General features: G+C 69.8%; 19 protein-coding genes and 2 pseudogenes. 15 read left to right on the top strand and 6 right to left on the bottom strand.

Translation table 11 applies throughout. From position 1 onward, the window contains the following. Nucleotides 1-200 precede the first annotated feature (200 nt). Both AAG689_RS18550 and AAG689_RS18545 read right to left on the bottom strand, forming a co-directional pair. On the bottom strand, nucleotides 201-1,127 hold the full coding sequence (locus tag AAG689_RS18550) for an MBL fold metallo-hydrolase (RefSeq protein ID WP_406623233.1): 927 nt from the start codon (nucleotides 1,125-1,127) through the stop codon (nucleotides 201-203). Nucleotides 1,128-1,148: 21 nt separating this feature from the next. Next, a pseudogene (locus AAG689_RS18545) lies at nucleotides 1,149-2,827 on the bottom strand (AMP-binding protein). 90 nt (nucleotides 2,828-2,917) lie between these two features. Between AAG689_RS18545 and AAG689_RS18540 the strand changes: the two are divergent. Further along, complete coding sequence (locus tag AAG689_RS18540; protein ID WP_406623232.1) at nucleotides 2,918-3,907, top strand: esterase/lipase family protein; 990 nt, start codon at nucleotides 2,918-2,920, stop codon at nucleotides 3,905-3,907. On the opposite strand, the gene phhA is transcribed toward AAG689_RS18540, so the two are convergent. Further along, nucleotides 3,862-4,683 carry a phenylalanine 4-monooxygenase gene (gene phhA, locus AAG689_RS18535; RefSeq protein ID WP_406623231.1) on the bottom strand — a complete coding sequence of 274 codons (822 nt, stop codon included), beginning with the start codon at nucleotides 4,681-4,683 and terminating at the stop codon, nucleotides 3,862-3,864. The two genes, AAG689_RS18540 and phhA, sit on opposite strands and share 46 nt — an antisense overlap. Before the next feature lies 1 nt (nucleotide 4,684). Then, complete coding sequence (gene hppD / locus AAG689_RS18530) at nucleotides 4,685-5,803, bottom strand: 4-hydroxyphenylpyruvate dioxygenase (RefSeq protein ID WP_406623230.1); 1,119 nt, start codon at nucleotides 5,801-5,803, stop codon at nucleotides 4,685-4,687. Between the two features lie 156 nt (nucleotides 5,804-5,959). On the opposite strand from hppD, the gene AAG689_RS18525 reads away from it, so the two are divergent. The 13 genes and pseudogenes from AAG689_RS18525 (at nucleotide 5,960) to AAG689_RS18465 (ending at nucleotide 18,146) form a co-directional block, all read left to right on the top strand. Continuing rightward, nucleotides 5,960-6,481, top strand: a complete 522-nt coding sequence (locus AAG689_RS18525) for an Lrp/AsnC family transcriptional regulator (protein WP_406623229.1) — start codon at nucleotides 5,960-5,962, stop codon at nucleotides 6,479-6,481. A 187-nt stretch (nucleotides 6,482-6,668) separates the two neighbouring features. Further along, nucleotides 6,669-7,301, top strand: coding sequence for an N-acetyltransferase family protein (locus tag AAG689_RS18520; RefSeq protein WP_406623228.1), 633 nt, complete (start codon nucleotides 6,669-6,671; stop codon nucleotides 7,299-7,301). A 79-nt stretch (nucleotides 7,302-7,380) separates the two neighbouring features. Beyond that, on the top strand, nucleotides 7,381-8,262 hold the full coding sequence (locus AAG689_RS18515; protein WP_406623227.1) for an HlyC/CorC family transporter: 882 nt from the start codon (nucleotides 7,381-7,383) through the stop codon (nucleotides 8,260-8,262). Beyond that, a pseudogene (gene lnt, locus AAG689_RS18510) lies at nucleotides 8,262-9,760 on the top strand (apolipoprotein N-acyltransferase); the annotation flags it as partial. The gene AAG689_RS18515 and the pseudogene lnt, both read left to right, overlap by 1 nt. Nucleotides 9,761-9,901: 141 nt before the next feature. Next, nucleotides 9,902-10,417, top strand: a complete 516-nt coding sequence (gene fabA / locus AAG689_RS18505) for a bifunctional 3-hydroxydecanoyl-ACP dehydratase/trans-2-decenoyl-ACP isomerase (RefSeq protein WP_406626373.1) — start codon at nucleotides 9,902-9,904, stop codon at nucleotides 10,415-10,417. After that, nucleotides 10,414-11,637: a beta-ketoacyl-ACP synthase I gene (fabB, locus tag AAG689_RS18500; RefSeq protein ID WP_406623226.1), complete on the top strand. Its 1,224-nt coding sequence runs from the start codon at nucleotides 10,414-10,416 to the stop codon at nucleotides 11,635-11,637. Before fabA ends, fabB begins: the two co-directional genes overlap by 4 nt. A 97-nt stretch (nucleotides 11,638-11,734) precedes the next feature. Further along, on the top strand, nucleotides 11,735-12,673 hold the full coding sequence (gene glyQ / locus AAG689_RS18495; protein ID WP_406623225.1) for a glycine--tRNA ligase subunit alpha: 939 nt from the start codon (nucleotides 11,735-11,737) through the stop codon (nucleotides 12,671-12,673). Between the two features lie 4 nt (nucleotides 12,674-12,677). Continuing rightward, nucleotides 12,678-14,840: a glycine--tRNA ligase subunit beta gene (glyS, locus tag AAG689_RS18490; protein ID WP_406623224.1), complete on the top strand. Its 2,163-nt coding sequence runs from the start codon at nucleotides 12,678-12,680 to the stop codon at nucleotides 14,838-14,840. Nucleotides 14,841-14,850: 10 nt separating this feature from the next. Next, nucleotides 14,851-15,444 (top strand): hypothetical protein, encoded by a 594-nt coding sequence (locus AAG689_RS18485; RefSeq protein WP_406623223.1) that lies wholly within the window; start codon nucleotides 14,851-14,853, stop codon nucleotides 15,442-15,444. Beyond that, nucleotides 15,441-16,013, top strand: coding sequence for a D-glycero-beta-D-manno-heptose 1,7-bisphosphate 7-phosphatase (gene gmhB / locus AAG689_RS18480; RefSeq protein ID WP_406623222.1), 573 nt, complete (start codon nucleotides 15,441-15,443; stop codon nucleotides 16,011-16,013). The genes AAG689_RS18485 and gmhB overlap by 4 nt, the downstream gene beginning before the upstream one ends. Nucleotides 16,014-16,077: 64 nt before the next feature. After that, entirely contained in the window at nucleotides 16,078-16,818 is a 741-nt protein-coding gene (locus AAG689_RS18475) for a lysophospholipid acyltransferase family protein (RefSeq protein ID WP_406623221.1), read from the top strand. Between the two features lie 4 nt (nucleotides 16,819-16,822). Further along, nucleotides 16,823-17,734: a M48 family metallopeptidase gene (locus AAG689_RS18470; RefSeq protein WP_406623220.1), complete on the top strand. Its 912-nt coding sequence runs from the start codon at nucleotides 16,823-16,825 to the stop codon at nucleotides 17,732-17,734. Nucleotides 17,735-17,747: 13 nt separating this feature from the next. Beyond that, nucleotides 17,748-18,146: a rhodanese-like domain-containing protein gene (locus tag AAG689_RS18465; protein ID WP_406623219.1), complete on the top strand. Its 399-nt coding sequence runs from the start codon at nucleotides 17,748-17,750 to the stop codon at nucleotides 18,144-18,146. 69 nt (nucleotides 18,147-18,215) lie between these two features. Here the strand turns inward: AAG689_RS18465 and lysM are convergent, their stop codons facing one another. Beyond that, nucleotides 18,216-18,704 (bottom strand): peptidoglycan-binding protein LysM, encoded by a 489-nt coding sequence (gene lysM, locus AAG689_RS18460; RefSeq protein ID WP_020226476.1) that lies wholly within the window; start codon nucleotides 18,702-18,704, stop codon nucleotides 18,216-18,218. Between the two features lie 164 nt (nucleotides 18,705-18,868). Here lysM and AAG689_RS18455 point away from each other — a divergent pair, with 164 nt between their 5' ends. Next, nucleotides 18,869-19,648, top strand: coding sequence for a type III pantothenate kinase (locus AAG689_RS18455; protein WP_020226477.1), 780 nt, complete (start codon nucleotides 18,869-18,871; stop codon nucleotides 19,646-19,648). Here the strand turns inward: AAG689_RS18455 and AAG689_RS18450 are convergent. Further along, nucleotides 19,630-20,292, bottom strand: a complete 663-nt coding sequence (locus AAG689_RS18450; protein ID WP_406623218.1) for a TetR/AcrR family transcriptional regulator — start codon at nucleotides 20,290-20,292, stop codon at nucleotides 19,630-19,632. The two genes, AAG689_RS18455 and AAG689_RS18450, sit on opposite strands and share 19 nt — an antisense overlap.

Here is a 20,292-nt window from a genome sequence, read left to right as displayed (position 1 = left end):
GGGGTGGCACGGGCCGCCTGCCTGGAGCCTCGACGGCTGGCTGAGGTCAAGCTGCAGGGCTCGCGGAATGCGTAATCCATCGACTTGATGATGTCAATGATAACTATTCTTGTTTACATATCTGTATTCAGATGCATTGATCCGACGCAGATGTAGTGAAACGGCAACAATTCGCGCGCTCGCTGGCGCGCGGCGCAGGCTCAGGCGTTGAGCAGCCAGTCTTCCTCGCGGCGCGCGGCGCCCGAGCGCACGAGGTCCTGCTCCAGCCGCTCCAGCCACGCCTCCAGCGGCTCGCTGCCAAAGTGGCGCGCATGCAGCATGCCGAAATAGGGCGTGGCCCGCACCCAGGCGTGCAGGTCGGCGATGCCGATGCGCTGCCATTCGAGCAGCTTGTACTTGAGCAGCACCTTGGCCGCATACAGCGCATGCCGCTCGGGCGCGCGCACGAAGCCGTCCAGGCGGCGGCGCGCCGTGTCCAGCGCCTGCGGCACGTCGGCGAACACGCTGCCGTGGCCCGGGATGACGGTGCGCGGCGCGAGCGACGCGATGAGGTCCAGCGTGGCGCCCACCTCGGCGAAGGCGTGCTCCCCTTCGAGTTCGGGGAAGACCACGCCGAAGCCGTTCTGCCACAGCGCATCGGCCGAGATCAAGAGGGCTTCCTGCGGCTCGAACAGCACGACGGAGTGCGGGTCGTGCCCCGGCGCCGCATGCACCTGCCACTCGCGCGTGCCCAGGCGCAGGGTGCCGCCGGGCTGCAGCACGCCGTCCATGCGAAAGCGCGGGCATTCCTGGCCGGTGGGGGTGTAGCTCAGCGCGTAGGGGTCCCAGTCGCGCACCTGCCGGGCCTGGCCCGGCGGGATGAGCGTGCGCACGTCCGGCCAGCGCGCCTGCAGCGCGGCGTTGCCGCCGCAGTGGTCGCTGTGCAGGTGGGTGTTGACCAGCAGGTCGAGCGCCTGCCCGCCCAGGGCGCCTTCCACCAGCGCCACCGTCTGCGCGGCATGGGTGCAGTAGCCGCTGTCCACCAGCGCGGCATGCCCCCCGCCCACGATGAGCACGTTGTTGGCCGAGAGCCAGCCGCGTTCGAATACGGTGATTTCGGGGGGTAGCGCAGGTGGGGTAGGCGTCATCAGCTATGAAAATGGAAGCAGTCAGCCGCGCAGCTCGCGGCGCAGGATCTTGCCCACGTTGGTCTTGGGCAGTTCGTCGCGGAATTCGATGTATTTTGGCCGCTTGTAGCCCGTGAAGTGCTCGTTGCAGTAGCGCACCACGTTGTCCTCGGTGAGCGAGGGGTCGCTGCGCACCACGAAGACCTTGATGGCCTCGCCCTGCTTGTCGTCGGCCACGCCCACGGCCGCGCACTCCAGCACGCCGGGGCACTGCGCCAGCACTTGTTCCAGCTCGTTGGGGAACACGTTGAAGCCGCTCACCAGGATCATGTCCTTCTTGCGGTCGATGATGCGGATGTAGCCGCCCTCGTCCATCACGCCCACGTCGCCGGTGCGCATGAAGCCGTCGGGCGTGAAGGCCTTGGCATTCTCCTCGGGCTGGTTGTAGTAGCCGGGCATGACGTTCGGGCCCTTGATGCAGATCTCGCCCGGCGCGCCCAGGGGCAGGCTGGCGCCCTCGTCGTCCTTGATGGCGATGTCGATGCCCGGCAGCGGCAGGCCGATGGTGCCGGTGAACGCGGTGTTGCTCACCGGGTTGTTGGTGCCGATGGCGCAGGTCTCGCTCATGCCCCAGCCCTCGATCATGGTGCTGCCCGTCACGTGCTGCCACTGCTGGGCCGTGGCCTCCGAGGCAGCCATGCCGCCGGCCTGCGACACGCACAGGTGGGAGAAGTCGAGCCGGCGGAACTGCGCGTTCTGCAGCAGCGCGTTGAACAGCGTGTTCACCGCCGGCAGCAGGTGGAAGGGGCGCTTCTTGAGCACCTCGACGAACTTGGGGATGTCGCGCGGGTTGGGGATCAGCGTCAGGTGCGAGCCCTGGCGGATGGCCAGCAGGCACAGCGTGAGCGCGAAGATGTGGTAGAGCGGCAGCGCCGCGATGCTGTTGGCGCGGCTCAGGTCGCCCATCTTGGAAAGCGCCGGGGTGAACCACGCCTCGGCCTGCAGCGTGGCGGCGATGATGTTGCGCTGCGTGAGCACCGCGCCCTTGGACAGGCCCGTGGTGCCGCCCGTGTACTGCAGGAAGGCCGGCGTGTCCGGCGCGACGCGCGCGGGGTTGAGCGTGCGCCGCTCGCCCAGGGCCAGCGCGCGCTTGAACGGCAGCACCTGCCGCCCCGCGGTCAGGGGCAGCTCGTAGGCCGGCACCATCTTGGCCAGGTGGCGCACGGCGAAGGTGATCCAGCGGCCGTACCAGGGCCCCAGCAGGTCGCCCATCGAGGCGATCACCACGTGCCGCACGGCGGTGTGGTCGATCACCTCGGCCAGCGTGTGGGCGAAGTTCTCCAGGATCACGATGGCCGACGCGCCCGAGTCCTTGAGCTGGTGCTCCAGTTCGCGCGCGGTGTAGAGCGGGTTCACGTTCACGCAGGTGTAGCCCGCGCGCAGCACGGCGGCCATGGTCACGGCGAACTGCGGCACGTTCGGTAGCATGATGGCCACGCGCGCGCCGGGCGCCAGGCCCGTGCCCTGCAGCCAGGCGCCCAGCTGCGCGGAGAGGCGGTCCAGGTCGCGGTAGCGCATCCAGCGGTCCATGCACACCGAGAACGGGTTGTCCGCATGGCGGCGGAAGGACTCCTCCAGCAGTTGCGCCACCGACGCGTATTGGTCGGCATCGACGTCGTGCGGCACGCCGGGGGGTAGTTCTTGAGCCAGATTCTGTCCATGCGGGAGTCCTTCGCTGAAAGTCCGCCGCGATTGTGGGAGCGCCCGGGGGCCGGGCAGTACCGGGAAAACCAACACGTGAAGACACCAACATGACAAACGCACGCTGGCAACGCTGGCTGGTCGGGCTCCATCTGCTGCTGATCGCCGGCTGGATGGCCTGGTTCTGGGGCCGCTCGCCCGCGCTGGCGCTGGCGGGCGTGGCGGCGGTGCCGCTGATGTTCCGGCTGGGCATGGTGCCGCAGTTCCTGCTCATGGCCTGGGCCAGCCGCGGCGACCCCGCCCCGCGTCCCGGCCCCGCGCAACTGCTGCGCGCGTGGTGGGCCGAATCGCGCTGGGCCGGCCTGGTGTTCGGCTGGTGGCAGCCTTTCCGCCACCAGGCCGTGGCCGACTGGCTGCCCGCCCCGCCCACGGGGCGGCGCGGCGTGGTGCTGGTGCACGGCTTCCTGTGCAACCGGGGGTTCTGGACACCGTGGCTGCCGCTGCTGCGCGCGCGCGGCCACGCCTTCGTGGCGGTGACGCTGGAGCCGGCGTTCGGCTCCATCGACGCCTATGCGCCCGCCATCGACGCGGCCGTGCGCCGCGTGGCCGAGGCCACGGGCCGCGTGCCCGTGGTGGTGGGCCACAGCATGGGCGGGCTGGCCGTGCGCGCCTGGCTGCGCGCGGTGCCGGATGCGGCCGCGCGCGTGCACCGCGTGGTCACGCTGGGCACGCCGCATCACGGCACCTGGGCGGCCGGCGGCGCGCGCAGCGTCAACGGGCGGCAGATGCGGCTGCACGGCCCCTGGGTGCAGGCGCTGCGCGCGCAGGAGCCGGCGGAGGTGGCCGCGCGGTGCGTGTGCTGGTATTCGAACTGCGACAACGTGGTCTACCCCCCTCCGCCGCCATGCTGGCGGGGGCGGACAACCGCTTCATCGCCGGCGCGGCCCATGTGGAGATGGCCTTCCGGCCCGAGGTGGTGCGGGACTGCCTGGAGTTGCTATTGGAAGAATAGCTGCTTGCGCTTGACTGGTAAGCGCTGGAGGCCGATTTGGCTTCAATCCCCCGGCGCGAACTCCGGCAGCCCGCGCAGTTGCGCGTAGAGCGGCGCGAAGTCCTGGTCCGTCAGCTGGAAGAGCTGTTCGAAGCTGTCGATGAGAAAGTAAGTCTGCTGGTAGCTGTCGATCTTGTAGCGCGTGCGCATGGCGCGCTCCAGCGCCAAGGGCAGGCGCCGCGGCGCGGGGCTGTGCACGGCGTAGGGCAGCTCGCCGCTGGAGCTGAGGATGCCCGCGCCATAGGCGCGCAGCCCCCCGGCCTCGCGGATCAGGCCGAACTCGATCGTGTACCAGTACAGGCGCGAGAGCATCTCGCACGCGCCCAGCCGCGCGGCCTTCAGGCCGCCCTCGCCGTAGCGCTGCACGTAGTCGGCGAACACCGGGTTGAACAGCAGCGGCACGTGGCCGAAGAGGTCGTGGAACACGTCGGGCTCGACGATGTAGTCGAACTCCGCCGGCGTGCGGATCCAGTCCGTTACCGGGAACTTGCGGTTCGCCAGCAGTGTGAAGAACGGCACTTCCGGGATTAGCCCCGGCACGGCCACGAGCTGCCAGCCCGTGGCGCGGTACAGGCGCTCGTTGACGTCGTCGAAGCGCGGAATGCGCTCCTTGGCCCCGAGCAGCGGCAGGGCGGCGATGAAGGCCTCGCTGGCCAGCCCCGGCAGCAGGGCCGACTGGCGCTGGTAGAGCCGGTGGTAGGTGTCGTGGTCGGCCTCGGTGTAGGCCGCGAAGTTCTGGGCGCAGGTGTAGTCGTCCTGCGCGCGGCCGTAGTCGCCGCGCGGAGGCCGGTCGCTCGCGCCGTAGACAACGGGACGGGCGGTCATGTCAGGCCTTCGTTTCCAGCGCGCCGCGGCGGATCTGGTCGCGTTCCAGCGACTCGAAGAGGGCCTTGAAGTTGCCCTCGCCGAAGCCGTCGCGGTAGTCGCCCCGGCGCTCGATGAACTCGAAGAACACCGGGCCGAGCATCGGCGTGGAGAAGATCTGCAGCAGCAGGCGCGGCGTGCCGCCCTCGGTGGTGCCGTCCAGCAGGATGCCGCGCGCCTGCAGGTCGGGCACGTGCTGGCCGTGGCCGGGCAGCCGGGTTTCCAGCATCTCGTAGTAGATGTCGTTGGGCGCGGTGGCCAGCGGCACGCCGGCCAGGCCCAGGCGGTCCACCACGTCGGTCAGCCTGTCGCAGATCAGCGCGATGTGCTGGATGCCCTCGCCGTTGAACTGCATGAGGAATTCCTCGATCTGTCCGCCGCCCTGGCGCGCCTCCTCGTTGAGCGGGATGCGGATCTTGCCGTCGGGCGCCGTCATCGCCTTGCTGGTCAGGCCCGTGTACTCGCCCTGGATGTCGAAGTAGCGGATCTCGCGGAAGTTGAACAGCTTTTCGTAGAAGTTCGCCCAGAAGCCCATGCGCCCGCGGTAGACGTTGTGCGTGAGGTGGTCGATCTCGTTCAGGCCATGGCCCGCGGGGCGCTGGTCCACGCCCTCCACCCATTCGAAGTCGATGTCGTAGATGGACTTGCCATCCTCGAAGCGGTCGATCAGGTAGAGCGGCGCGCCGCCGATTCCCTTGATGGCCGGCAGGCGCAGCTCCATCGGGCCGGTGGGAATCTCGATGGGCTGCGCGCCCAGCGCCAGCGCGCGCTGGTAGGCCTTGTGCGCATCCTTCACGCGAAAGGCCAGCCCGCAGGCCGAAGGGCCGTGCTCCGCGCCGAAATAGGCCGCCAGGCTGTGCGGCTCGCGGTTCAGGATGAAGTTGATCTGGTTCTGGCGGTACAGCAGCACGTCCTTGGAGCGGTGCTTGGCCACCAGGGTGAAGCCGAGCTTCTCGAACACCGGCTCCAGCACGCCGGGCGTGGGCGAGGTGAACTCGACGAACTCGAAGCCCATCAGGCCCATGGGGTTCTCCCAGGCGCTGGTATCGCGGGTGGCTTGCGTGGGCAGGGCGGCGGTCATGGGGCGTCTCCGTGGGGTGTTGTGGTCGATCGGCCCACTGTAGGCCGCAGGCCCTTCACGTTTTGGGCGAAAACATCCCGGTTGCGCCACGGAAATGCAGGAATATTGCGCGCCGTCAATGCAGCGTGCAGCCCTGTGGCGTTAGGGAAGGCTCGGGTGTGGCGCGGCGGGCGCCTGCCTAGAATCCGCCGCCATGAGCGAACGCCCCCCGCCATCGACAAGCTGGACCGCGCCATCCTGCGCCGCCTGCAGGACAACGGCCGCGAGACCTACGACGTGATCGGCGAGCAGGTGGGCCTGTCGCCCAGCGCCGTGCTGCGACGGGCCAAGCGGCTGGAGGAATGCGGCGTCATCGACCGCTACGTGGCCCTGGTGCGCCCCGAGGCCGTGGGTCTGGGCCTGACGGCCTACCTGAACGTGCGCCTGGAAAAGCACACCGAGAGCCACAAGCGCAACCCCATGGACCTGTTCCGCGCCAGCGTGCAGACCTGGCCCGAGGTGGTGGAGTGCGCCGCGCTCACCGGCGAGATGGACTACCTGCTGCGCGTGGTGGTGGCCGACATGGCGCACTACAGCCGCTTCATCATGGACACGCTGCTCAAGCACCCGAGCGTGCAGGACTGCAAGACCAGCTTCGTGCTCGACCGCGTCAAGGCCACGACGGCCGTACCCGTGTGAGGGTTATCGAAAATGATAGCTGCCAGCACTTGTCCATCAAGCGCTGGAGGCCAATTGGGCTTGGAAAGGAGGGAATGATGTTGCAATGCAGCAAGAATCTAGGGAAAACCCTAGAATCACGCCCATCATGCTTTCCTCCTGGCTTCGTGCGCGCCGCAGCGGCGCGCGTACACACCGAGCTTCTGCCATGAACACTGTGATGGTGCCCATCCGTTCGCTGGGCCCGCAGCACCGCGAGCGCATCGCGGCGCACCTGATGCGCCTGGAGCCGCGCGACCGCTACCTGCGCTTCGGCTATGCCGCGACCGACGAGCAGGTGCGCCGTTACGTGCAGCTGCTCGACTTCGGGCGCGACGAGGTGTTCGGCATCTTCAACCGGCGCCTGGAGCTGATCGCCATGGCCCACGTGGCGTTCAGCACGGAGGAAGCGCACCGCGGCTGCGCCGAGTTCGGCGTCTCGGTGTCCGGCAGCGCGCGCGGCCGGGGATACGGCGCGCGGCTGTTCGAGCGCGCCGTGGTGCTGGCGCGCAACCGGGGCGTGAGCATGATGTTCATCCACGCGCTGTCCGAGAACACGGCCATGCTCAAGATCGCGCGCAACGCGGGCGCCACCGTGCGCCAGGACGGCTCGGAGTCCGAGGCCTACCTGCAGCTGCCACCCGCCGGCCTGGACACACGCATGTCCGAGATCATGGCCGAGCACTTCGGCGAGGTGGACTACCAGCTCAAGAAGCAGGCGCGGCAGTTCTGGCACTTCCTGTCGCACGTGCAGGAAATCCGCCAGGGCGTGCGCGACGGCCGCCACCAGGCGGCCGAATAGAAAGCGCGCCGGGGCCGCGCCCGGCGATCCGCTATCCTAGGGGCCTGTTCCACCACCGCACGTCCTGCACTCCGCGACCGTGTCCGACCCGCACCCTGCGCGCGCCTCCGACAAGGAGGACAAGCGCACGTTCCTGCAGCGCCTCGTCGAATTCATCCACCCCGGCCCCGATTCGACCGACGAGCTGATCGCCACCCTGGCCGAGGCCGAAGACAACGAAGTCATCAACGCCGATGCGCGCGTGATGCTGGAGCGCGTGCTGCGCATGGCCGAGATGACGGCCGCCGACGTGCTGGTGCCCACGCACCGCATGGACTTGCTGGACATCGACGCGCCGCTGGATGCGCTGATGCACCAGGTCATCCAGACCGCGCACTCGCGCTTCCCCGTCTACCAGGGCGAGCGCGACAACATCGTCGGCATCTTGCTCGCCAAGGACCTGCTCAAGCTGCAGCGCGCGCCGGGGCTGAACGTGCGCACGCTGGTGCGCCCCGCGCTGTTCGTGCCCGAGAGCAAGGGCCTCAACGACCTGGGCCGCGAGTTCCGCAGCACGCGCAGCCACATGGCCATCGTCATCGACGAGTTCGGCCGCATCGCCGGGCTGGTCACCTTCGAGGACGTGATCGAGCAGATCGTGGGCGAGATCGAGGACGAGTTCGACATCCCCGAGGACGAAGGCGACATCTTCGGCCTGGCTGACCGCACCTACCGCGTGAGCGGCGACACGCCCATCGAGCGCGTGGCCGAGGCGTTCGACACGCCCCTGCACGGCAGCGACCCCGGCGAGACTTTCGACACCATCGGCGGCCTGATCGCGCACGAGCTCGGCCGCGTGCCGCGCAAGGGCGAGATCGTGGTGCTCGGCGGCCTGCAGTTCGTGGCGCTGCACACCAAGGGCGGCGCGGTGCGCTGGTTCAAGGTGTCGCCCGCGCCGGCCGCGGACGCCGCCGCCGAGGACTGATGCGCGCCGCCCTGCCATGGCTGCTGGCCCTGCTGGCGGGGCTGGCGCAGGCCGCCTCGCTGGCCTTGCCCGGCAGCGGCCAGCCGCTGTGGTGGCTGCAGATCCTGTCGCTGGCGTTGTTCGCCCGCGTGCTGCTGGGCGTCGCGGGCGGCGCGCGGCGCGCCGGGCTGCTGGGCTGGCTGTTCGCCACCGCCTGGCTCGCTGGCACCTTCTGGTGGCTGTTCATCTCCATGCACACCTATGGCGGCCTGGCCGCGCCGCTGGCCGTGCTGGCCGTGCTGGGGCTGGCGGCTTTCCTGGGCAGCTACTACGCGCTGGCCTGCGCTTGTTTTCAGGCTCTGAGGCTTGCTGGGAAAGCGCAAGCAGCTATGGTTTTCGCAGCGCTGTGGCTGCTGGCGGAGCTGGCGCGCGGCGTGCTGTGGACGGGCTTCCCCTGGGGCGCGGGCGGCTACGCCCACGTGGACGGCCCGCTGGCCGTGCTGGCGCGCACCGTGGGCGTGTACGGCGTGGGCTGCGTGGCGGCGGCCCTCGCCATGGCGCTGGCGGCGCTGCGCCCGGCGGACGTGCGCCGCCCGCGCGCGTGGGCGGTGGTGGCGGTGCTCGCGCTGGCCTGGGCGGGGCTGGCCGTGCAGCGGCACGGCGCGCTGGAGGGGGCGAGACGCAGCCCCTGTCCCTGGCGTTGCTGCAGGGCAACATCCCGCAGGACGAGAAGTTCCAGCCCGGCAGCGGCGTGCCGCTGGCGCTGCACTGGTACGCCGAGCAGCTGCGCACGGCCGACGCCGCGCTGGTCGTGGCGCCGGAAACCGCCATTCCCCTGCTGCCCCAGCAGCTCGACCCCGGCTACCTGCCCGGCATCACCCAGCGCTATGCCGCGGGCGGGCAGGCGCTGCTGCTGGGCATCCCGCTGGGCGACATGGAGCGGGGCTATACCAATTCCGTGCTCGGCTTTGCGCCGGGGCAGCCGCAGCCCTACCAGTACGACAAGCACCACCTGGTGCCGTTCGGCGAATTCATCCCGCCGTTCTTCCGCTGGTTCACGCGGATGATGAACATCCCGCTGGGCGACTTCCACCGCGGCGCCCTGGGCCAGCCCCCGCTGGCCTGGCAGGGCCAGCGCATCGCGCCGAATATTTGTTACGAAGATCTGTTCGGCGAGGAGATCGGCGCAGGCTTCGCCGATGCGGCCGGCGCGCCCACGCTGCTGGTGAACCTGAGCAACATCGGCTGGTTCGGCGACAGCGTGGCCGTCGACCAGCATCTGGCCATCAGCCGCATGCGCGCGCTGGAGTTCGAGCGCCCCATGGTGCGCGCCACCAACACCGGCGCCACCGCCGTCATCGACCACCGCGGCCAGGTCACGCACCGCCTGGCGGCGCACACGCGCGGCGTGCTGCACGCAGAGGTACAGGGGCGGGGCGGCCCGGTCACGCCCTATGCGTGGTGGGTGGCGCGCTGGGGGCTGGCGCCCCTGTGGGCGCTGGGGCTGGCCGTGGCAGCGGGGCGCGGCTGCGCCGCCGCAGGGTTTGATGGCGGTCAACGAGCAAAGGGCTTTCCCTTGGCCCCGCAGCGCGGTCGGTGCGCCGCGACACTGGATAATGGGCGCTTTCCTGCGCAAACCCTCTCAGAAATCAATTCCACAATGGCTGAATCCTTCTCGTACGACCAACTGATCGCCTCGGGCGAAGGCCGGTTGTTCACTCCCGACAGCGGGCGCCTGCCCCTGCCGCCCATGCTGATGTTCGACCGCATCACCCACATCGACAGCGACGGCGGCGCGCATGGGCTCGGGAGGATCGAGGCCGAGCTGGACGTGCGGCCCGACCTGTGGTTCTTCGCCTGCCACTTCCAGGGCGACCCGGTCATGCCCGGCTGCCTGGGCCTGGACGCCATGTGGCAGCTCATCGGCTTCTACCTCACCTGGCTGCGCCTGCCCGGCCGGGGCCGCGCCTTGGGCGCGGGCGAGGTCAAGTTCACCGGCGAGGTGGGTCCCGACGTGAAGCTGGTGCGCTACGAGATCGACATCAAGCGCGTCATCAAGCGCAAGCTCAACATGGCCATCGGCGACGCGCGCCTGCTCGCCGACGGCAAGGAAATCTACGTGGCCAACGACCTGCGCGTGGGCCTGTTCCTGCGCGAAGGAGAGACGAAGGCATGACCAGGAAGCGGGTGGTGATCACGGGCGCGGGCATCGTCTCGTGCATCGGCAACGATCTGGCGACGGTGGAAGCCTCGCTGCGCGAGGGCAGGAGCGGCATCCAGGCCGTGCCGAAGTTCACGGAGCTGGGCCTGCGCAGCCAGGTGGCCGGCGTGCCGCAGATCGACCTGGAGGCGCGCATCGACCGCAAGCAGCTGCGCTTCATGGGCGACGCGGCGGCCTACGCGCAGATCGCGCTCGAAGACGCCATCGCCCAGGCCGGCCTGACGCCGGAACAGGTCAGCCACCCGCGCACCGGCCTCATCATGGGCTCGGGCGGCGGCTCGCCCGCCAACCAGATCGAGGCGGCCGACACCCTGCGCGAGAAGGGCATCCGCCGCGTGGGGCCGTACCAGGTCACGCGCTGCATGAGCAGCACCGTCTCGGCGTGCCTGGCGACCAACTTCAAGGTCAAGGGCATCAACTACTCCATCACCTCGGCCTGCTCCACCTCGGCCCACTGCATCGGCGCGGCCGCGCAGCAGATCGCGTGGGGCATGCAGGACGTGATGTTCGCGGGCGGCGGCGAGGAGCTGTCGTGGGGCATGTCGCTGCTGTTCGACGGCATGGGCGCCATGTCCAGCAAGTACAACGACACGCCCGAGAAGGCCTCGCGTGCCTATGACGCCAACCGCGACGGCTTCGTCATCGCCGGCGGCGGCGGTGCCGTGGTGCTGGAAAGCCTGGAGCATGCGCAAGCGCGCGGCGCCACCATCCTGGCCGAGGTCGTGGGCTTCGGCGCCACGAGCGACGGCGAGGACATGGTCGCCCCCTCCGGCGACGGCGCCATCGCCTGCATGCAGCAGGCCCTCGAAGGCATCGAGGGCGGCGTGGACTACATCAACACCCACGGCACCTCCACCCCCGTGGGCGACATGCAGGAAGTGCGCGCGATGAAGGCGCTGTTCGGCGACGCCGTGCCGCCGTTTTCCAGCACCAAGTCGCTCACCGGCCACTCGCTGGGCGCCACGGGCGTGCAGGAGGCGATCTACTGCCTCATCATGCTGCAGCAAGGCTTCATCGCCGGCTCGGTGAACGTGGAAACGCCCGACCCGCTGCTGGGCGACATGCCGCTGGTCACGCAAACACGCGACGCGCAATTGAACACCGTGCTGTCCAACAGCTTCGGCTTCGGCGGTACCAACGCCAGCCTGGTGCTGCGGCGCTGGCAAGGCGCTTGAGCCAAGCGATCGCGTCGAACGGGGGCCTTGGCCCCCGTTTTCGCTTGCCAGCCTAAAATTACCGGTTCGCCGCGCGCGTGCCTTTTCTCCAGCCGTCATGCTCACTTTCCAACAAATCATCCTCCAACTGCAGACCTACTGGGCCAACCAGGGCTGCGCGCTTTTGCAACCCTATGACATGGAAGTGGGCGCAGGCACGTCGCACACCGCCACGTTCCTGCGCGCGCTCGGCCCCGAGCCCTGGAAGGCCGCCTACGTGCAGCCCAGCCGCCGCCCCAAGGACGGCCGCTACGGCGACAACCCCAACCGCCTGCAGCACTACTACCAGTACCAGGTGGTCCTGAAGCCCGCGCCGGACAACATCCTGGAGCTGTACCTGGGCTCGCTCGAAGCGCTGGGGTTCGACCTGAAGAAGAACGACATCCGCTTCGTCGAAGACGACTGGGAGAACCCCACGCTCGGCGCCTGGGGCCTGGGCTGGGAGGTCTGGCTCAACGGCATGGAGGTGACGCAGTTCACCTACTTCCAGCAGGTCGGCGGCATCGACTGCAAGCCCGCCACGGGCGAGATCACCTACGGCCTGGAGCGCCTGGCGATGTACCTGCAGGGCGTGGACAACGTCTACAACCTCACGTGGACGGATGGCCTGACCTACGGCGACGTGTACCACCAGAACGAGGTGGAGCAGTCCACCTACAACTTCGAGCATTCCGACGCCGACTTCCTTTTCACCGCCTTCAACGCGCACGAGAAGCAGGCCCAGCACCTGATGGCCGAGCAGCTGGCGCTGCCCGGCTACGAGCAGGTGCTCAAGGCCGCGCACACCTTCAACCTGCTGGATGCGCGCGGCGCGATCAGCGTGACCGAGCGCGCCGCCTACATCGGCCGCATCCGCAACCTGGCGCGCGCCGTGGCCAAGGCCTACCTGGACAGCCGCGCCCGCCTGGGCTTCCCCATGGCGCCGCGCGCGCATGCCGAGGAGGTGCTGGCCGAACTTGCCAAGGCCGACAGCAGCAACAAAAAGAAGGCCGCCTGACACCATGACCCACCCGAATCTCCTCGTCGAACTGTTTGTCGAAGAACTGCCTCCGAAGGCGCTCCAGAAGCTGGGCGACGCCTTCGGCGCCGTGCTGCTGGAGCAGCTCCAGGCCCAGGGCCTGGCGGGCGCCAGCGCGCAACTGACGGCCTACGCCTCGCCGCGCCGCCTGGCCGCGCACATCACCGAGGTGGCGCCGCAGGCGGCCGACAAGGCCGTGTCGCAAAAGCTGATGCCCGTGGCCGTGGGGCTGGATGCCGGCGGCCAGCCCACGCCCGCGCTGCTCAAGAAGCTCGCGGCGCTGGGCGCGGACGCTTCCGCCGTGCCTGCCCTCAAGCGTGTGGACGACGGCAAGGCCGAGGTGCTGTTCTTCGAGAGCACCGCCAAGGGCGCGCTGCTCGCCGACGGCCTGCAGGCAGCACTGCACGAGGCCCTGGCCAGGCTGCCGATCCCCAAGGTGATGCGCTACCAACTGCAGGACGGCTGGACCAGCGTGAACTTCGTGCGCCCGGCGCATGGCCTGGTGGCGCTGCACGGCAGCGAGGTGCTGCTGTCGGTGCAGGCCCTGGGCCTGACGGCGGGCAACGCCACGCACGGCCACCGCTTCGAGGCTGCCGTGGACCCCGTGGTGATCCGCAGCGCCGACAGCTACGCCGCCCAGATGCGCGAGGAGGGCGCCGTGATCGCCGGCTTCGCCGAGCGCCGCGCCGAGATCGCGCGCCAGCTCCAGGCTGCCGCTGAAAAGGTCGGCGGCGGCGTGCGCCCCATCGAGGACGCGGCCCTGCTCGACGAGGTGACGGCGCTGGTCGAGCGCCCCAACGTGCTCGTCTGCGAGTTCGAGCGCGAATTCCTCGCCGTGCCGCAGGAATGCCTGATCCTCACGATGAAGGCCAACCAGAAGTACTTCCCGCTGCTGGACGCGCAGGGCAAGCTCACGCACCAATTCCTCGTGGTGAGCAACATTGCTCCGCAGGACGCGAGCGCGGTCGTCCAGGGCAACGAGCGCGTGGTGCGCCCGCGCCTGGCCGACGCCAAGTTCTTCTTCGACCAGGACCGCAAGAAGACGCTGGCCAGCCGCGTCGAGCTGCTGGACAAGGTGGTCTACCACAACAAGCTCGGCACCCAGGGCGAGCGCGTGCAGCGCGTGCGGCAGATCGCCAAGGCCATCGCCGAGCCGCTCTACGCCGGGCTGGTCGCGCGCCACGACCTGCAGGGCACGCAGGACGCCGAGGTGGTGCTCGACTACCTCATGACCTGCGTGGACAACGCCGCGCTGCTCGCCAAGACCGACCTCGTGACCGACATGGTGGGCGAGTTCCCCGAGCTGCAGGGCGTCATGGGCGGCTACTACGCCGTCAACGACGGCCTGCCCGACGAAGTGGCCCACGCCATCGAGGACCACTACAAGCCCCGCTTCGCGGGCGATGCGCTGCCGCGCGAGAACGTGGGCACCATCGTCGCCCTGGCCGACAAGCTCGAAACCCTGGTGGGCATGTTCGGCATCGGCAACCTGCCCACGGGCGACCGCGACCCGTTCGCGCTGCGCCGCCATGCGCTGGGCGTGATCCGCATGCTCATCGAGAAGGACCTGCCGCTGGACCTGCAGCCGCTGCTGCACAGCGCCGTGCCCGCCTTCGGCGACAAGATCGAGGACGCCACGGCCCAGCTCGCCGACTTCTTCTACGACCGCCTCGCCGGCAGCCTGCGCGAGCAGGGCTACAGCGCCCAGGAGGTGGACGCCGTCATCGCCCTGCGCCCGCAGCGCCTGTCGCTGGTGCCGCGCCAGCTCGAAGCCGTGCGCGCCTTCGCCACGCTGGAGCAGGCGCCCGCCCTGGCGGCGGCCAACAAGCGCGTGACCAACATCCTCAAGAAGGCCGGCGAGGTGGACGCCCACGTGAACGAGGAACTGCTGCGCGAGCAGGCCGAGAAGGACCTGTACGCCGCGCTGCAGCGCTTCGTGCCCGAGGCCAACGCCCAGTTCGAGCGCGGCGACTACACCGCCAGCCTGCAGACCCTGGCCGTGCTGCGCGCGCCGGTGGATGCGTTCTTCGACGACGTGATGGTCAACGCCGAGGACCTGCCCCTGCGCCTGAACCGCCAGGGCCTGCTCAAGACCCTGCACGTGGCGATGAACCGCGTCGCCGACCTGTCCCGCCTCGCGGTCTGACCTGCGGAGCATGAGCGGACCCGCCACGGCCCAGCGGCGCACCGCCTGGCTGCTGTTCGCACCGCTGGCCGCCGTGGTCGGCGTGCGCTGGGTGCTGGCCTGGCTGGAGGACCGCGCCGCGCCCATCGCGGCCTGGCCGCTGCTGCCCTTCGTCGGCACGCAAGACCCGCTGGGCTGGCTGCGTCCCCTCGGTTGGGGACTGGCCGCGGCCCTGGTGCTGCTCGGCCTGGGCTGGGCGGCATGGCGGCGCTTCGGCGCGCGGCCGGGGCGCCGGGTGCTGGGCGCGGCCTGGGTGCTGGCGTGCCTGGCCGCCTGCGCGGCGCAGATCGGCCGCCACGTGAACCTGCGCGCATTGCAGCCGCAGCCGCCCGTGCTGGCCGAGGTGCTGGGCAGCCGCGCGCAGCCGCCCTCGCTGCGATCGGTGGGTGGCACGCTGCTGGTGCTGGTGCTGCGGCTGCAGGGCGAGGACGCGGTGCAGCAGGTGCTGGCGGAGGACCCCGCTGCCGCGCAATGGCGCGCGGGCCAGCGCCTGCGCGTGCACTGGGCCACGGGGCGCGCCACGGGCCGCTACGTCACCGGGCTGGAGCCGATAATCGCGCCATGAAACTCGCCATCCTCGACCGCGACGGCACGCTCAATGCCCTGGGCGACGGCTTCATCGCCTCGCCGCAGGACTGGGAGCCGCTGCCCGGCGCGCTGGAGGCTGTGGCGCGCCTGAACCAGGCCGGCTGGCACGTCGTGGTGGCCACCAACCAGCCGGGCCTGGGCCGCGGGCTGTTCGACACCCAGGCCCTGGTGGCCATCCATGCCAAGATGCACCGCCTGCTCGCCAGCCTGGGCGGGCGCATCGACGCGGTGTTCTACTGTCCGCATGCCGAGGGCGAGGCCTGCGCCTGTCGCAAGCCCGCTCCGGGGCTGATGCGGCAGATCCAGGAGCGCTATGGCGTGGAGGGGCCGCAGATCCTGGTCGTCGGTAGCTGTCTGGCGCATCTGCAGGCAGCGGCCGACCTGGGCGCGCAACTGCACATGGTGTGCACGGGACGCTCGGCCCACCTCGATGCCCACCAGGGCCTGCCGCCCGGCTGGCCGCCGGGCACCCGGGCGCATGCGAGCCTGGGGGATCTGGTGGACTGCATCGCACCGCAGGGGCCGCCTCCGCCGAATGCTCCTTGATCGATAGCTGCCTGCGCTTGCCTGGTAAGCGCTGGAGCACAAAAACACTTAAATCTGTTCCCCCATGGCCTTGATCCGTTCCGTCCTCCACCTGCTGGTGATGATCGTCACCGTGATCCCCTACACCTGCGCCATCCTGTTGGTGCGGCTGCTGGGCGGCGGCCCGGCCGCGCGCTACCGGGTGGCGCGCGCCTGGCTTGCGCTGTGCATCGACGCGGCCCGCGTGCTGCTGGGCATCCGCACGCGCATCGCGGGCATGGAGCATTTGCCGCAAGGGGAGACGCAAGGCGCGGTGCTGCTGGTCAAGCACCAGTCCACCTACGAGACCTTCCTCATGCCGGCCATCATGCCCCACCCCCTGGCCTACGTGTTCAAGAAAGAGCTGCTCTCCGTGCCCTTCTTCGGATGGTCCATCGGCAGCCTGGACATGATCCACATCGACCGCGGCCAGCGCGCGCGCGCCTTCGTCAAGGTGCTGCAGCAGGGGCGCCGGCTGCTGGCCAAGGGCACCTGGGTGATCATGTTCCCCGAGGGCACGCGCATCGCGCGCGGCGAGAAGGGCCAGTACAAGAGCGGCGGCACGCGCCTAGCCATCGAGGCTGGCGTGCCCGTGGTGCCCATCGCCGTCACCTCGGCAAAGGTCTGGCCGCGCAAGGCCTTCATCAAGCGCCCGGGCGTGGTGGACGTCTCCATCGGCCGGCCCATTCCCAGCGAAGGCCGCAAGCCGGACGAACTGATGGATGAGGTCGAGGCCTGGATCGAAGCCGAAATGCGCCGCCTCGACCCCGAGGCGTACCGGGACTGACGCCATGCAGCGGCTGGTGCAGCTGGCGCTGGACTTCTGGAACGGCAGCCAGGAGATAGAGCCGAATCGGCCTCCAGCGCCCGTCCATCAAGCGCAGGCAGCTCCTTTAAAGGGAGCAAAACCCGCGCCCGCCGAGCCGCTGGCCGACCTGCTCGCGCCCGCCGTCTTCCGCCATCCCGAAGCCAACCGCGAGGTACTGCTGGGCGAGGCATGCGTGGCCTACCGGCTCGCGCGCGCGCGGCGGCGCAGCATCGGCTTCACCGTCGGCCCCGAGGGGCTGTCCGTGCGCGCCCCCGCCTGGGTCACGCTGGCGGGGGTGGATGCCGCGCTGCGCGACAAGGCCGCGTGGATCGTGCGCAAGCTGGGCGAGCAGCAGGCGCGCCAGCAGCGCCTGGAGAGCGCGCGCATCCAGTGGGGCGACGGGGCGGTGCTGCCCTACCTGGGCGAGCCCTTGCACGTGGTGCTCGACCCCGCGCACCGTTTCGCCGGGCGCGGCGGCGCGCTCGTGGCGCCGGCGCCGGGCGTGCGCGAACTGCACGTCGCCCTGCCGCACGGCGCCGCGCCCGCGCAGGTGCGCGACGCGGTGCAGGCCTGGCTGATGCGCGAGGCGCGCCAGCGCTTCACCGAGCGGCTGCAGCACTTCGCGCCGCTGCTGGACGTGCGCTGGACGCGGCTGCGCCTGTCCAGCGCCCAGACGCGCTGGGGCAGCGCGCGCGCCGACGGCTCCATCTGCCTGAACTGGCGCCTGATGCACTACCGCCCGGCCATCATCGACTACGTGGTCGCACACGAGCTGTCGCACCTGCGGGTGATGGACCACAGCCCGCGCTTCTGGGACACGGTGGGCACGGTGGTGCCAGACTATGCCGTGCTGCGCGCGCACCTGCGCGAGCAGCCTGCCCCTCCATGGGATTGAACAGGAGACCGCTATGACGAACGATGGCTACGCGGGCGACGTGAGCCCGCAACTGGCCTGGCAATGGGTGCAGGCCGGCGAGGCCGTGCTGGTGGACGTGCGCACCGATGCCGAGCGCGACTGGGTGGGCTTCGTGCCCGGCGCCGTCGCCGTGGCTTGGAAGCAGTGGCCGGGCATGGCGCTGAGCCCCGACTTCGACGCGCAGGTCCGCGCCGCCGTGCCGCCCGGCACCAAGGCCGTGCTGCTGTGCCGCAGCGGCGTGCGCTCGGTGGCGGCGGCGCGCCGCGCGGCGGCGCTGGGGCTGGAGGCCTACAACATCCTCGGCGGCTTCGAGGGCGACGCCGACGAGAACGGCCAGCGCAACCGGCGCGGCGGCTGGCGCTTCCACGGCCTGCCGTGGCGGCAGACCTGATGCTCCCAAAAAAATAGCTGCCAGCGCTTGACCATCAAGCGCTGGCAGTCGTTTTGGCTTGAAACCTGATTACTTGGCCAGCGGCGGGATGCGCAGCTTCTGGCCGGGGTAGATCTTGTCCGGGTGGGTCAGCATGGGCTTGTTGGCCTCGAAGATCACCGGGTACTTGTTGGCGTCGCCGTAGAACTTCTTGGCGATGGCCGAGAGCGTGTCGCCGCGCACCACGTCGTGGTACTGCGCCTCGGGCTCGGGGTTGGTGACAGCCATCTGGTTGTCCACGCTGGTCACGCTGGCCACGTTGCCGCAGCACAGGGTCACCTTCTCCTTGACGGCCTGGGTGGGGGCGGTGCCCGTCACCGTCACCTTGCCGTCGGGGCCCTCGAAGGCCACCTTGACGTTGCTCACGCCGAGGTTCTGCGTGGCGATGTAGGTCTCGATGGCCTGGCCCGCCTTGGCGTTGAGCTCGGCCTGCGTGGGCGCGGCGGCGGCCGCGGCCTGGGCTTCCTTGCCGCCGAACAGTTTTTCGCCGGCTTCCTTGATGAAACTGAACAGACCCATGGTTCACACTCCTTTTTGAGGTTGCAAGAAACGATGCAGCGCCGACTGTAGCGGCTGCGGGAGTGCGCGGCATGTCGGACAAGCACGGGCCATACCATGGTTGACAATTCGTCGCATTGGGCGGGCGCCGGGGCCTTCCGGCAAAACTCGGGATAATCCGCGCCATGACTTTCCTGGCCATCGACGTGGGCAACACCCGCCTGAAGTGGGCGTTGTTCGATGCGGCACAGCCCGGCGCCGCCATGCGCGCGCATGGGGTTGAATTTCTGGAACACATCGAACGCCTGTCGGAAGGCCCGTGGGCCGAGCTGCCCGCTCCCACCCACATGCTGGGCTGCGTGGTGGCAGGCGATGCGATCAAACGCCGGGTGGCCGAGCAGATGGAGCTGTGGGACGTGCCGGCGCGCTGGGTCGTGCCCTCCAGCGAGGAGGCGGGCGTGGTCAACGGCTACGACCACCCCACGCGCCTGGGCGCCGACCGCTGGGTGGCCATGATCGGCGCGCGCCACCGCATGCTGGCGCGCGGCCCGGCGCGGCCGCTCATCGTGGTGATGGTGGGCACAGCCGTCACCGTGGAGGCGCTGGATGCGTCCGGGCGCTTCCTCGGCGGCCTGATTCTGCCGGGCCACGGCATCATGCTGCGCGCGCTGGAGACCGGCACCGCCGGCCTGCACGTGCCCACGGGCGAGGTGCGGCCCTTCCCCTCGAACACCAGCGACGCGCTCACCAGCGGCGGCACCTATGCCATCGCCGGCGCGGTGGAGCGCATGTACCAGCACCTCCTCGCGCACTGCGGGCAGGAGCCCGTGTGCATCATGGCGGGTGGCGCAGGCTGGAAGATGGCGCCCAGCATGGTGCGTCCCTTCGAGTTGGTCGAGAACCTGATCTTCGACGGCCTGCTGGAGATCGCCGCGCGGCGTTTCGTTCAGACCCCGGCCCTGTAGGCGCCGGCCAGGTGTGCCAGGTGCGCATGCTGCTCGGGCTCCAGGTAGGGCATGAGCAGCCCCAGCGCATGGTGCGCGCCCCGCAGCAGCGCCGCCTGGGCGCTTTCGGGCTCCAGGGCGCGGCGCGGGTCGCGCACGTATTCGAAGCTCAGCCAGTAGGTCAGCACCACCACCATGCTGGTGGCGGTGGTCTGCAGTTCGTCTTCGTTCCCGATGCTGAGCGTACCGCTGCGGCCCATGCCGAGCAGCAGCTGGCGCATGGCTTCGGTCTTGGCCTGCAGCGCGGCGGGGAACTGCGCCTCCAGCACGCGGTTGTGGGTGACCAGGTGGTTCACGTCACGGTAGAGGAAGCGGTACTGCCAGATCAGCTCGAACAGCGTGTGCATGAAGAACCAGGCGTCCTCCACGCCCGCCACGTCGCCGCTGGCGGGCAGCAGGGCGCCCAGCTCCTCCTGGTAGCGCGCGAACAGCGCGTTGACCAGCCCGTCCTTGGCAGGGTAGTGGTAGTAGAGATTGCCGGGACTGATGCCCAGTTCGGCCGCGATGGCCGTGGTGGAGACATTCGGTTCGCCGAAGCGGTTGAACAGCCCGAGGCTTGCCTCCAGGATGCGTTCGGCGGTGCGGCGGGGTGCTTTTCGCGCCAT

Source organism: Acidovorax sp. SDU_ACID1, assembly GCF_045291395.1.
In the GTDB taxonomy this organism is placed as follows: domain Bacteria; phylum Pseudomonadota; class Gammaproteobacteria; order Burkholderiales; family Burkholderiaceae_C; genus MR-S7.
Note: the sequence above shows the minus strand (reverse complement) of the source record. Positions and strands in the feature narration are given on the sequence as shown.